14 protein-coding genes are annotated in these 12,805 nt (G+C 56.7%); 9 read left to right on the top strand and 5 right to left on the bottom strand.

Going from position 1 to position 12,805, the window contains the following annotated elements; all coding sequences use genetic code 11:
* Positions 1–192 (bottom strand): ferredoxin, encoded by a 192-nt coding sequence (locus tag F0M18_RS07995; protein ID WP_149610881.1) that lies wholly within the window; start codon positions 190–192, stop codon positions 1–3.
* Between the two features lie 119 nt (positions 193–311).
* On the opposite strand from F0M18_RS07995, the gene F0M18_RS08000 reads away from it, so the two are divergent.
* Together F0M18_RS08000 and F0M18_RS08005 are read left to right on the top strand one after the other, a co-directional pair.
* On the top strand, positions 312–1,799 hold the full coding sequence (locus F0M18_RS08000; RefSeq protein WP_149610882.1) for an aldehyde dehydrogenase family protein: 1,488 nt from the start codon (positions 312–314) through the stop codon (positions 1,797–1,799).
* A gap of 56 nt (positions 1,800–1,855) precedes the next feature.
* A complete protein-coding gene (locus tag F0M18_RS08005; protein WP_223177928.1) occupies positions 1,856–2,266 on the top strand; it encodes a Zn-ribbon domain-containing OB-fold protein in 411 nt (136 codons plus the stop codon).
* A 56-nt stretch (positions 2,267–2,322) separates the two neighbouring features.
* Here F0M18_RS08005 and F0M18_RS08010 read toward each other — a convergent pair whose 3' ends face one another.
* A complete protein-coding gene (locus F0M18_RS08010; RefSeq protein WP_149610883.1) occupies positions 2,323–3,315 on the bottom strand; it encodes an NAD(P)H-dependent flavin oxidoreductase in 993 nt (330 codons plus the stop codon).
* A gap of 108 nt (positions 3,316–3,423) precedes the next feature.
* On the opposite strand from F0M18_RS08010, the gene F0M18_RS08015 reads away from it, so the two are divergent.
* On the top strand, positions 3,424–4,704 hold the full coding sequence (locus F0M18_RS08015) for an FAS1-like dehydratase domain-containing protein (protein WP_149610884.1): 1,281 nt from the start codon (positions 3,424–3,426) through the stop codon (positions 4,702–4,704).
* Positions 4,705–4,743: 39 nt separating this feature from the next.
* Positions 4,744–5,496, top strand: a complete 753-nt coding sequence (locus F0M18_RS08020; protein ID WP_149610885.1) for an SDR family NAD(P)-dependent oxidoreductase — start codon at positions 4,744–4,746, stop codon at positions 5,494–5,496.
* Between the two features lie 44 nt (positions 5,497–5,540).
* On the opposite strand, the gene F0M18_RS08025 is transcribed toward F0M18_RS08020, so the two are convergent.
* On the bottom strand, positions 5,541–6,725 hold the full coding sequence (locus F0M18_RS08025) for a thiolase family protein (RefSeq protein WP_149610886.1): 1,185 nt from the start codon (positions 6,723–6,725) through the stop codon (positions 5,541–5,543).
* A 170-nt stretch (positions 6,726–6,895) separates the two neighbouring features.
* On the opposite strand from F0M18_RS08025, the gene F0M18_RS08030 reads away from it, so the two are divergent.
* From F0M18_RS08030 to F0M18_RS08050, 5 genes are read left to right on the top strand one after another with little or no spacing between them, the layout of a single operon-like run.
* On the top strand, positions 6,896–8,113 hold the full coding sequence (locus tag F0M18_RS08030) for a cytochrome P450 (RefSeq protein WP_149610887.1): 1,218 nt from the start codon (positions 6,896–6,898) through the stop codon (positions 8,111–8,113).
* Between the two features lie 44 nt (positions 8,114–8,157).
* Positions 8,158–8,562, top strand: coding sequence for a nuclear transport factor 2 family protein (locus tag F0M18_RS08035; protein ID WP_149610888.1), 405 nt, complete (start codon positions 8,158–8,160; stop codon positions 8,560–8,562).
* Between the two features lie 21 nt (positions 8,563–8,583).
* The gene (locus tag F0M18_RS08040; protein WP_149610889.1) at positions 8,584–10,473 is read left to right on the top strand and encodes an NAD(P)-binding protein; all 1,890 of its coding nucleotides are present in this window, start codon (positions 8,584–8,586) and stop codon (positions 10,471–10,473) included.
* Positions 10,474–10,492: 19 nt separating this feature from the next.
* Positions 10,493–10,921, top strand: coding sequence for a nuclear transport factor 2 family protein (locus F0M18_RS08045; protein ID WP_188109643.1), 429 nt, complete (start codon positions 10,493–10,495; stop codon positions 10,919–10,921).
* A 40-nt stretch (positions 10,922–10,961) separates the two neighbouring features.
* Positions 10,962–11,672: a hypothetical protein gene (locus tag F0M18_RS08050; protein WP_149610891.1), complete on the top strand. Its 711-nt coding sequence runs from the start codon at positions 10,962–10,964 to the stop codon at positions 11,670–11,672.
* Positions 11,673–11,820: 148 nt separating this feature from the next.
* On the opposite strand, the gene F0M18_RS08055 is transcribed toward F0M18_RS08050, so the two are convergent.
* Entirely contained in the window at positions 11,821–12,225 is a 405-nt protein-coding gene (locus tag F0M18_RS08055; RefSeq protein ID WP_149610892.1) for a nuclear transport factor 2 family protein, read from the bottom strand.
* A gap of 37 nt (positions 12,226–12,262) precedes the next feature.
* Positions 12,263–12,688 (bottom strand): cupin domain-containing protein, encoded by a 426-nt coding sequence (locus F0M18_RS08060; RefSeq protein WP_188109644.1) that lies wholly within the window; start codon positions 12,686–12,688, stop codon positions 12,263–12,265.
* Positions 12,689–12,805 lie beyond the last annotated feature (117 nt).

Genomic DNA, 12,805 nt, shown 5'->3' on the forward strand with positions numbered 1-12,805 from the left:
TTACTCTATCACTGTAATGGCGCCCTCGGGACACCAGGAAGCGCCAAGCCTTGCTGCCTCCTCCTGCCCCTCGACGACAGTGAACTCACCCATGCTGTTATAACCGGTGTCGTCCAGTTCATAGATTTCCGGTGCTTGAGAGGCGCACATGGCGTGGCCCTGGCACTTATCGCAATCGACTACAATCTTCATTCCCTATCTCCAATTCCCGGCCAAAAAACACCGGCTAACACGGAATTTATACTATACACTTATGTAAAGCTTAATTATCATAAGGGTCGCTGTCAACGCGCCCACACAGGATACGAAGAATGCCCCTCACAACACACTACGAATCACTGTACATCGGTGGAAGCTGGGTAAAGCCTAAAGGCGGCGAAGCCTATACCGTGATTAACCCTGCCACCGAGGAAGCCGTCGGCGAGGTACCGGTTGGAACGGCCGCCGACGCCGATGCCGCCATTGCCGCTGCCAGGGAAGCGTTCGATCACGGCCCCTGGCCCAGGATGGATTGGCGCGAGCGCGCGGTGATTCTGCAGCAATTCCACGATGTCCTGGTTGCCAGGAAGGACGAGATTGTCCAGCTCTGCGTTGCGGAAGCCGGGTCCATCATTCCCGTCGCCAGCATCATGCAGTTTGATATGGCCCTGGACGGCCTGCAGTACTATATCGACCAGATTCAACGCCGCGAATTCGTCATACCCAGCTCCGTCTCGGCACACACCAACTGGGCCACAGGCGGCGAAACCCTCGGCAGCACCGTCAAGGTGTACGAGCCACTGGGTGTGTCCGTGGGCATTACCGCCTACAACTACCCGTTTTTCCTGAACCTGGCCAAGCTGGGCCCCGCCCTGGCGTCCGGCTGCACCTTTATTCTGAAGCCGGCGCCCCAGACGCCTCTGGAAGCGATGATTCTGGGCGAGATCGCAAGCGAAGTGGGCATTCCTCCCGGCGTCTTCAGTATTGTCACCGGTGGCGTAGACGTGGGCGAGAAACTGACCACGGATCCCAGGGTGGACCAGATATCCTTTACCGGGTCGGACAAGGTCGGCGCGATAATCCAGGCCCAGGCAGCCCCCTCTCTCAAGCGAGTGGCCCTCGAACTGGGCGGCAAATCCGCCATGATCGTCTGCGAAGACGCCGACCTGGAACAGGCGGCCTTCGCCGGTGTGGTCAATTTCACTAACCAGTGCGGCCAGGGCTGTATTCTGCAAACACGGCAGCTAGTGCACAATTCCATCAAGGATCAGTACATCGAGATGCTCAAGGCGATGGCAAGCCAGGTAAAAATGGGCGACCCCGCCGACCCCGATACCGGCATGGGGCCACTGATCAGCGCCGCACAGCGCGAACGGGTGCTCGCCTATATCGAACAGGGCAAGTCCGATGGCAATTCGCTGGTCTACGGCGGCAGCATCCCACCGGGTCTGAATCGCGGCTTTTTTGTCGAGCCTACGATTTTCGACTGCCCCAGCAACAGTACAGCGATTGCCCAGGAGGAAATTTTCGGCCCGGTAGTCTGCGTCATCGGCTTTGATACCGAAGACGAAGCCATTGCTATCGCCAACGACTCACAATACGGCCTGAGCGGCGGTGTCTTTTCACAGGACCCCGGCAGAGCCTACCGTATCGCCATGCAGATGCGCACCGGCGGCGTACTGATCAACGGGGGTGGCGGCCGGCTGAATCCCAGCGTACCCTTTGGAGGGTATAAACGGTCCGGCATTGGCCGCGAATACGGCGAAGAAGGCCTGAACGAGTACCTGGAAATCAAGGTCATCGATTTCCGGGCCGCCTGAACCGCTCGTGCACCCAGGCGAAGACAGACAACAGAATTCCGAGGAAGAGTGAATCAGTGGGAAATCCCGTACCAAGAACACTACCCGACGTTGAGCCGCACACCGAGGCATTCTGGACGGGGGGTAAGTCAGGCCATCTGATGATCAACCAGTGCCAGGCCTGCCAGCGCTATGTTCACCCCCCCGTGCCCATGTGCCCCTCCTGTCACAGCAGAGACGTCACCGCGGTAGCCGTGTCAGGCATGGCCACGGTGGCGTCCTATACCGTCAACCATATGCCCTGGGTGCCAGACCTGCCCGTGCCCTATGTGTTCGCCGCCGTGGAACTCGACGAACAGCAGGGCCTGCACTTGAGCACCGAAATTATCAACATCGATCCCGAGGCGGTGTCCATCGGTATGCCGGTGCAGGTGGTATTCGAACAGCAGGAAGATATTTACCTCCCCCTGTTTGAACCCCGGTCGTAAATGGGGGACAGACCACATTTAATGCCATTTAAAAGTGGTCTGTCCCCAATAACTATCTACCCGGCTAACTTACTCGGCAGGCCGCGCTCAACTATTTCAGCCGCCTCGGCAACAATGCGCTCCACCAGTTCACTACAGCTGGGAATATCGTCGATCAGGCCAACCACCATACCGGTGGTAATCACCCCCCGATCCTTGTTGCCCTCCAGCCAGGCCTCTCGCTGTCGCGGCCCTGCCACCAGCTCGCGGACATCTTCAAACTGTAAATCCTGGCCTTTATCCCGCTCTATCTGCAGGACAGCTTCGGTTACCTCGTTCTTCAAGAACCGCGCCGTATTGCGCAGGGGGCGATAGAGCAAGCGGGTATCCCGCTCAGACGACTCGACATAGGCGCGCTTGATATTGTCGTGGACAGGGGCTTCCCGGGTCGCAACAAACCGGGTACCCATATTGATGCCTTCGGCCCCGAGCGCCAGGGCCGCGACAAGTCCCTGCCCATTGCCAAATCCACCCGACGCTAACACCGGGATATCCAGTTGCCGGCTTGCTGCTGGCACCAGCACCATATTGGAGACGTCGTCCTCACCCGGGTGCCCTGCGCACTCGAAGCCATCGATGCTGACGATATCCACGCCGATACGCTGCGCGGTCAGGGCATGGCGCACGGACACCGCCTTGTGAATACAGACCAGACCCCCTTCCTTGAACTTCGGGATGTATTGCTCCGGGTTGCGGCCCGCCGTCTCGACAGCTGCCACCTTTGAGCTGGCAATAACATCGGCGTACTCATCGAAGGGCACCGGATTGATTGTGGGCAGAATGGTCAGGTTGATACCGAAGGGTTTGTCGGTCATTTCCCTCGTTCTGGCGATCTCAAGCTCCAGGTTTTCCGGAGAGCCGGTGGTCAGGGCCGTCACCATACCCAGCGCTCCGGCATTGGAAACCGCCGCAGCCAACTCAGCACGGCCTACCGTGGTCATTCCACCACACACTACCGGGTGGTCTATCCCCAGAAGCTCCGTGATTCGCGTTGTAAAGACCCGCTTCATTCAAATGCACCTTCTATCAGCCCAATAAAGAGATCGCCCACCCTACTATTACTAGTCACTACTGTAAAGTTAATATACAATGCCCCGTTATGCACAGGAGCCAGATTGATGAGTGAAAGCAAAACCGAACAGTCCGACACCGGCAAAATCACAGATACCACGCTGCGCCGAATGCAGGAACGCGTTGGCGTAGAGGTACCGGAACCCCGACGCTACCACAACGATGTGGTCACCCAGGATGGATCGCGCCACTTTTGCTGGGGCTATGGGGATGACAACCCGCTCTACTGCGATGCCAACTATGCCAAAGATACCCGCTGGGGCGGCCTGATCACCGCGCCCGGGTTTACCTACACCATGGGAGAGAATGACGTCCCTCCCCTGCCCCCGGAACTCAAGCAGAAGTTGAAGGGCGATCCGCTCACTGGACTGGGCGCGTACCAGGCGGAAATGACTTTTGAGTGGTGGAAACCCTTACGCGAAGGCGATCGCTGCTACTTACGCAAGGCCCTGGTCGGCACCCGGCTGGCGGAGGGTCGCGTGGGCGGCAAGTCGATTCACGAAGTACGCGGGATCTTCCAGCGCAACCAGGATGGCGAGCCTGTAGCCGCACGGCGAGGCCTGTTTATCGCCAACGAGCGCAGCCAGGACAAGGGTGACAAAAAGACCGAGAAGAAAAAAAAGCCGATGTCGCTCCCTGAGCCCTATAGCGATGAGGAACTTGCTGAAATCGATGCCTGCTACGAAGCAGAGGACGGCATTCGCAGAGGAACAACCCCCCGCTACTGGGAAGATGTGGCAGTGGGTGACAGCCTGCCGAAGATGGTCAAGGGCCCCCTGAAACTCACCGACCTGATTCTCTGGCACATGGGCTGGGGCCTGCAGATCTCGCCCCCGGGGGCATTCAAGCTGACCTACGACGTACGCAAGAAGGTACCCGGTCTGTTCCCCAAGGACCACCTCGGGGTGCCCGACACGGTGCAGCGCTGCCACTGGCAGGAGGACTGGGCACAGCAACTGGGCTTCCCGGGGCCCTACGATTACGGCGGCCAGCGCGAGGTATGGCTCACGCACCTGCTGACCAACTGGATGGGTGATGACGGCTGGCTGTGGAAGTTCTCGGTGCAGCACCGCAAGTTCAACTTTCTCGGGGATACCTCCTGGCTGCATGGCGAGGTCACCGACAAGCGCGAGCAGGACGGCCGATTCGAGGTACACCTGGATGTGTGGTGCCTGAACCGTGCAGGTGAAAAATCCAGCCTGGGCAACGCCGTCGTACTGCTGCCCTCCAAAGAGCATGGCGAAGTTCTGCTACCGGAGCCGCCAGCGGACAATCTCACCGACCTGATTCAGTTCGAGGTCGAGAAATACAACCAGGAACACGCCTGATACCAGTCCGCGATCAGGCAGTAACTCACGGAGAAAAACATGGATTTACAGAATAAAGTCGCCATCATCACTGGCGGCTCAGGTGGCCTGGGAATGGCAGCAGCGAAGGCGTATCTCGCCAAGGGTGCAAAGGTTGCAGTCTTTGACCTACAAGAGGGTGACGCCGGAGCATTGGCCGAGGCAAACCCGGGGCAGATAAAATATTACGAGACCAACGTCACCAGCGAAGAAAATGTCGCCGCCAATATCAACCAGGTTGTGGAAGATTTCGGCGCTATCGATGTCTGCATCAACTGCGCCGGCTTCGGCCCCAGCGCGAAGACCTACAGCAGCCGCAAGGGTCCCCACCCGCTGGACCAGTTTCAGAACGTGATTAACGTCAACCTGGTGGGAACTTTCAACGTACTGCGTCTCGCCGTCGAGAAGATGAGTGCCAACGAGGGTGAAGAAAAAGGCGTCATCATCAACACCGCCTCCGTGGCCTACATGGATGGCCAGAAGGGCCAGGCTGCCTATAGCGCCAGCAAGGCCGGCATTGTCGGCATGACCCTGCCGATCGCCCGGGATCTCGCGGAACTGGGCGTACGCATCAACGTGATTGCCCCGGGGCTGATGGGCACGCCCGCGATGATGGCCATGCCAGAAGATTTTCGCCAGGGCCTGGAGCGCCTGGTGCAGTATCCGAAGCGCCTGGGACAGCCGGAAGAGTTCGCCCTGCTGGCCACCCAGATTGCGGAAAATCCCTATCTCAACGGTGAAACCATTCGCCTGGACGGCGCCATACGCATGTAAAGCGTCTTGGGGCCGTGGCTATCGCCTGCCCGACCTGGCGGGCGCTAGTCTGTCCTGAGCAGGAAACAGGACCCGAGCGGCCCACCGCCGTTCGCCACCGCAGCAACCCGAGGTTGCCTGCCCAACTGGCGCTCACCCGCCTCCCCCTTCAATTGCAGGATCGCCTCGTAAAAGTAGCCAAAGCCATGGGTGCGCCCCCCTGACAGCTGGCCGCCATTGGTATTCAGCGGCAACTGGCCATCCCGGGCTATATTGCCGCCGCCCTGCAGGAAATCCCTGGCCTCCCCCTTTTTACAAAAGCCGAGGGCCTCTATCCAGGATAAGGCCAACATGGAAAAACCATCGTAGAGCTGCGCTGTTTCGACATCTGCCGGCGTCAGCTCAGTTTGTGACCACATTGCAGACGCAGCATCGTGGGCAGCCATCTCGGTCAGGTCTGGTGAATAGTTGTCCCAGGAATCCTGGCCGTGAAGCGCGCAGCCCATCGCCTCGAGATAAATGGGGCTGGCAACATCCTTCGCTACCTCAGCACGGGATACAATAATCGCCGTACTGGCATCCACCGGCACATCACAATCGAACAGGCACAGCGGTGAACTGATCATGCGTGCGTTGAGGTAATCCTCCATAATCAGCGGCTCAGTGAACACCGCCTTGGGGTTCAGTGCCGCATTACGCCTGTTGTTGGTGGCGATCTCTCCCAGCGTTTCACGGCTGGTGCCGTAGTCGTGAAAGTGTCGCTGGGCGTACAGTGCAACGCTATTTACGGCTGAATAACCGCGAAAGGGAACCATCCACTGAAACGGCCCGGAAATCCGCTCGCCGCCCGTCCCCGAGACACTGGCCTTGCGATCCGCTGTTACCGAAGATGCCTCCGTCACAGTGCGGAAAACCAGCACGTGGCGACACAAGCCACTGGCCACGGCGGCGCAGGCGTTGACGATCGCACCGGCCTGGGCCGGACCTTCCCAGCCCGCGGAATGCCAGCTCAACTTCAGCCCCAGTGCATTCTTGACGTCAGCCAGGGCTACGGGACCGAATCCCGGTGAGATATCCTTGCGGACCCCAGGATAGGAGCAGAGACCGTCGATATCGGCAATATCCAGGCCGGCATGGGCGATCGCCTCCAGTGCGGCATCCAGCGTAAGGTCGATTGCCGACCGGTCGAGTTTGCGCCCGACCTGAGACTGGCCTACACCGCTGAAAACAACCTGTTTCGCATCAAACATGCAGATTTCCCGCTTCACATAAATACCAACGCGCCTGAAATTCAGTATACCGACAGGCAAGCTAACTGCATTTATCTTTACAGATGTGTACAGTTTATGTAATCTGACGGCACATCACAACACCGGAATAGGCCGGCTCGGCCACGTCGCGAACTCACAGGCTATACCATATGACTACCATGTTCGATTACACGATACCTGATCATATTCCAGAAGAACTGATCTTTCCTCTGGATGGTGAGTCCCACCCGCAATTAAAGAAAAATCCGTTTGCGGTATTCGCTGATTTGCATAAAGAGGCACCGCCGATATTCTTCAATCCAGCGGCCTTTCAGGGAGCGGGAGGCTGGTCGATCTCCGATGGCGCGATCATAAAGGAAGTTCTGCAGAATCCCGAGCTGTTTTCCTCGAAAAACAACACGGGTTTTTCCTTCCTGTTGGGACGAGAACTGGACCTGATCCCGCTGGAGATCGACCCGCCCGAACACATGAAGTACCGGATCCACTTCAACAAACCGCTGTCCCCCCGCTCAATAGCGCCCAGGGAAGAGTCGGTTCGATCCACGGCGATTTCACTATTGGAGAAGTTTCAATCCAGTGGCCAGTGTGAGTTCGTGGAGGACTTTGCTATTCATTTCCCGGTGCGCATTTTCATGGACCTGTTCGGCATGCCACCAGAGGATTTCGACCGAATCCTCGACTATGAAAACAAATTGCTGCACGTATCCAATACGATCGAAACTCGAAGCCAGGCAGCCCGGGATATCTATGACTACCTTGTCGACCTGCTTGCTGACAAGCGCGCCAACCCCAAGGACGACCTGGCCAGCGCCATACTGGGGTTCACCGTCGACGACCGTCAACTGACCGACAAGGAGATACTGGGTATGTATTTCCTGCTGTTCGTCGGCGGGCTGGACACGGTAGCCTCTTCACTGGGCTTCGCCTGGCGCTACCTGGCGGCCAATCCCAAGGCGCAGCAGCAGTTGCGGGAGAATCCGGACCTGATTCCCGGTGCGATCGAGGAGTTCTTCCGTATGCACTCAGTGGTGGAAGTACGGCGCAGCGTGACAAAGGATGTGGAATTTCACGGTGTACAGCTAAAACAGGGCGACTTCGTCAACCTAATTACAGCGGTGGCCAGCCTCGACAGCAAGGAGTTCGAGAACCCCCTGGAAGCGGACTTTGAGCGCTCCCCCAATCGGCACTGTGCGTTCGTGTTCGGGCCCCACCGCTGCATGGGATCCAACCTGGCGCGACTGGAGATGCGGGTGGCTCTGGAGGAATGGCTCAACCGGCTGCCTGAATTCAGCATTGAGGAAGACGCAGAAATCGATGTCAACCTGGGCGCTGTTGTCTCCCTCGCCAGGCTTCCGCTGGTCTGGTAAAAGTACCGTAAACCCGCGAGACGATAACTAAATCAGGAGCTGATATGAGCAAGAGCGTTGAAGAGAAGGTCTACAGGGAATTTTCCGATGCTGTCAACAGCGGCGACCTGGAAGGTGCCTTTAAGAACACCACTGAGGACATAACTTTCAGGCCAATTGGCACCCATCAAGAACTGGGCCGTGAATTCAAAGGGATGCAGGACATCCTGGAAAATTGCTGGATGAAGGTTTTCCAGCATATCGATGAGAACGGCGTCGCAATCACCGTAAATGACATTGTGACAGCGGATGGTATCGCCTTTGTACAGTTCAACGGGAAAGCAAAGGGCCGGACAGGTATGCCTTACAACAACGAGTATGTGCACCTGCTCCGCTACCGAGACGACAAGATCTGCAGTATTACCGAGTTCCTGGACACGAACCTGTTTTACAAGTTACTGGAACAATAGAGCCCCCGACGGAGGAATAGCGTGGCCAAGCAAATCACACGAAGAGACTTTCTCAACGGCGTTACCATCAGCCTGGCCGGCGCGGCCATGGTCAGCCCACAGACAGCACTGGCGGAGGCGGTAAAGTCAGCATCGGGACACTCAGGCGATTACTACCCGCCGGCGTTGACTGGTATTCGCGGCAATCATGACGGCGCATTTGAAGTGTCACATGCCCTGGCCTGGAACGGCGAAAAGCCTTCCAGTTACCAGGACCTGGATGAAGAGTATGACCTGGTAGTGGTAGGCGCGGGCATCAGCGGCCTGGCTGCCGCCCTGTTCTACCAGCAGAAGGCTCGAAAAAATGCACGCATCCTGCTGCTGGATAACCACGATGAATTTGGCGGCCACGCCAGGCGCAATGAATTTCATAGTCAGGGCCAGATGTTGCTCGGCCCCGGTGGCAGCGGTAACTTCCAGGATTCTCACCTCTATTCCCAGCAATCCAAAAATCTGATCAGTGATCTCGGCTTTGATCTGAACAAGGTGAGGGATGCCATGGCACCCGGCTGGGGCATGGCAGACGCAGATGTTGAAGTTGGCCTGTATACCGACAGAAAACACTTCGGTGAGGACAAAATCGTCAACGGTCCCTGGATGGGCACCTGGTTCGGCATGGGCAACTACCGGGAGCTTATCCAATCCCTGACGGTACCCGCTTCCGAGCAAAAAAAACTCATCGCATTTGTGGAGGGCACCCTTGAGCTCCAGAAGGCAATACCAGAGAAGAATATCAAGGGCTTCCTCAAGAGCACGAGTTACCAGGCGTTCCTGACAGATTACGTTGGACTGGCGGAACCCACCTCATCTCTGTGGAACACCATCATCGGCGTCACTTTCTGCCTGTACCCCGATTCCATCTCGATTGCCGAGGCGGTCAAGTGGGGAGCGCCTGGCTTCAGTGTGCTTGGAGAGGAAGCCTACGCGACCCTCGCAGACACCCTGATTATGGAAGAATCCGATATCGTCTGGATGCCCGATGGCAATGCTTCCCTGACCAGGCAAATGGTACGTCGACTGATTCCCGCAGTGGCCCCCGGCGACACTATCGAGGATCTGGTCACGGCCCGCTTCGACTACAACAAACTGGATTTACCGAACCACCCGATACGGCTTCGCCTAAACAGCTCCGCGGTCAACGCGAGCAATAACCCCGACGGCTCGGTTTCAGTAGCCTACGTGACCAAAGGGACGGCCTATCGGGTTAAGGCCAAGCATTGCGTAATGGCCTGCTACAACGGACTCATCCCTCACCTCTGCCCGGACATGCCCGAGGAGCAGAAGGAGAACTTGCGTTATAGCGTCAAAGTACCACTGCTGGCGACCAACGTACTGATTCGTAATCGCCAGGCCTTCAACAAAGCAGGCGTTGAGGTATTTCACTGCCCCACCAGCCACTACCATCTGGTATCCAGCGCGCCACCCGTTTCGATCGGTGATTACAAGGCAAACGACGATACCGATTCGCCCATGCTCATCTATATGCTGACATCGCCTACGGACAGAAACAACGGCAGCCAGACCGGCCGCGACCTTTACCGCCAGGCCAGGCATAAACTCTATACCACGACCTTTGCCGACTATGAGCAGGAGATACGCGAGCAACTAACCGGTATGTTTGGCGCTTTCGGCTTCGATGCCGAGCGCGACATCGAAGCGATCACCATCAACCGTTGGTCACACGGCTACGCCTACGATTACATGGAGCTCTACGACCCGCAATGGCCGGAAGGCGAAGCGCCTCACGAACTGGGCCGCAAGCGCTTTGGTCGCATCAGCATCGCCAACTCAGATTCCGAAAACAAGGCCTACCTCGACGCTGCTATCGACGCAGCCTGGCGGGCTGTCAATGAGCAACTGGACATCGGCTAGCAAGGCGACTGAATATTTCATGCAAAAAACCGAACTGCAGAACCTTTTAGACTATGTGGCAATACGGCAATTGAATGCCAAATACAATCGCTATGCCGACCTGGCAGACGGCACGTCGTACTCCAATCTCTTCACGGAGGACGCACAGTTCAATATCGTTGGCGAAGGAATCTACGTCGGGCGCGAGCAGATTGCCGCACGCTGCAACGCCACCACGACGGCCGTCCATGTGACTACAGAACCGGAAATCGACATCAGCGGCGATACCGCCCAGCAGCGCGTTCGCATGCTCACTGTTCTCCAGGACGGCAAGGGAACTCGCAATGAATTTGTCGCCTCAGGCTGGTATATCGACGAGCTGAAGCGAACCGAGGAAGGCTGGCGCTATCATCGGCGCCGGGTTGAACTGGACCTGGATGTGAATGCCGTGGTTGAAAAAGTGAAGTAAAGCGAAAAACAACAAACAGTTATTTTCTATGGAGTTAACTATGAGCACTACCGCTCGATTAGACAGTCAAATCAACAAAGCCACATACCTGTCGGCTATCGTCCTTTTCGTGTTCACAGCCGTGAGCATGTTCGGCGTCTATGACGCCCCCGCTGGCAGCACTGCCGCCGAGAAAGTCGCCTGGCTGAATGAAAACAACGGCGCCTTTGTTCTCAGCTGGGTCACCCAGATTGTCCAGGTGTTCACGCTTGCAGCAATTTTTGCTGCCGCATGCTGGAAGGCTTTCAGCATTAACCCGCTGGCGGCAGTATCAGGCGGCATCGTATTGATGCTCGGCACCATGGCGATACTAATCACCAAGGGCACCGAACTTTGGATCCTCCCCCTGGCCGCCCAGGATCTGGCCGCAGGATCAGCCAGCCAGGAGCCGGGGCTAACCCTACTCTCCATTAATAGCCAGTCTTACCCTTACAGCCTGACCAGTTACTTCGATTACCTGGGGCTATGGCTCTGGTCGCTGTTCGGCCTACTGGTCGCCCGCCCACTGTTCCAATTCTCAACCAGTGCAAAGGTTGCCGCTGTCAGCCTGGGCCTCTTCGGTATTATCTATCCCGTCTTCTATGGCTTTCTGGTCACCGGTGTAATCCCTCTGGCCGACATCATGGACTACAGTACCTTCATGCTGTTGGCATGGGTTGGGGCATTTGCAATGGGGATTTACTGCCGCGGAGAAGCCAAAACCGGCGCGTGAATAACATGAACAACGCGATCTGGAAGAACGTGATCAGGGCCTATTGCCGCAGCCGGCATAGGCCGCCCTCACATACTACGAGTGACATTTGTATTGTCTGTGATTAGTACTGAATGGCCAGTATATAGACCGTCAGCCAGGCGTTTGGCTAGTTAGTGAGGGGACCGCAGAGCATCTCGTTGGCGTGAATGGTATCCAGGTACTCGCGCCGCTCACGGATCAACCCGTCTCTGACGATTATCAAATAGTGGTAGTTGTTGTGATAGATCTTACCGTCAATACGAGTGCCCAGGGACTCGGCCTCCACAGCAACGCGCTCACCTTCTACGGTCAGCCCCTTCACAGTTACCTTAAGGCCGCCCGGGAATCGCTCTGCGACAGTGGCGTGTATCTTTTTCAGGCTTGAGAGATCATGGCGGCCGCCCAGTGGCCAGTGGCCCTCTCCCAGTATCCAGAGCGTGGAATCAGGTGACAGGCGCGCAGCAGCGTCCTCAAAGCGCCCTTCAGAGACTTCTGCATAATAGGCCCTGACCACCTCTTCAGGGCTTGCCATTGAGTTTGAATCAGTCACTTAGCAGTATAGCCCCTCTTTAAGACCCATCTTCCGTTTGAGCATAATCTGTATTGATGATGATTAGCTCCCGATACTTTTCAGGCATATGCCAGTACCCTTTATAACCCTGGGGTACCACCAGGGAGTCTCCCTGATTGAATTCGACAGGGTCCCCGCCATCCGGGGTGAGTATCAGACGCCCTTCCAGAATATGAACGAATTCGTCATAAACGGCGCCATCAATGTAGACCCTGCCTGGCCCAGCCTCGTAGACAGCAACCAGAATTTTCCCGAAATGAAAATCATGCTTATAGGAATCCGAGGTATAGTCATCGTCTCGGGTAATATTTTCGCCATCGAACTCTGATGGATCAACCCTGGTCAGTCCCCTGCCTTCCAGATAGCTCTGTTCAATAGCAATCGGTATCACTGTCGTTGGCGCTGAATATGACTCCTGGCTCATTACGCTTGCTCCTGAAAGGATAAGTAGTAGAAACGTAGCAAGTTTAGCGTAGAACATAGATAGTCTCCGGAAGCGTTAGCGTGTTGACAAAAAAAAACCGGAACCAGCACCGAGTGC

The sequence above is a fragment of the Pseudohalioglobus sediminis genome, assembly GCF_008370495.1.
Lineage (GTDB): Bacteria > Pseudomonadota > Gammaproteobacteria > Pseudomonadales > Halieaceae > Halioglobus.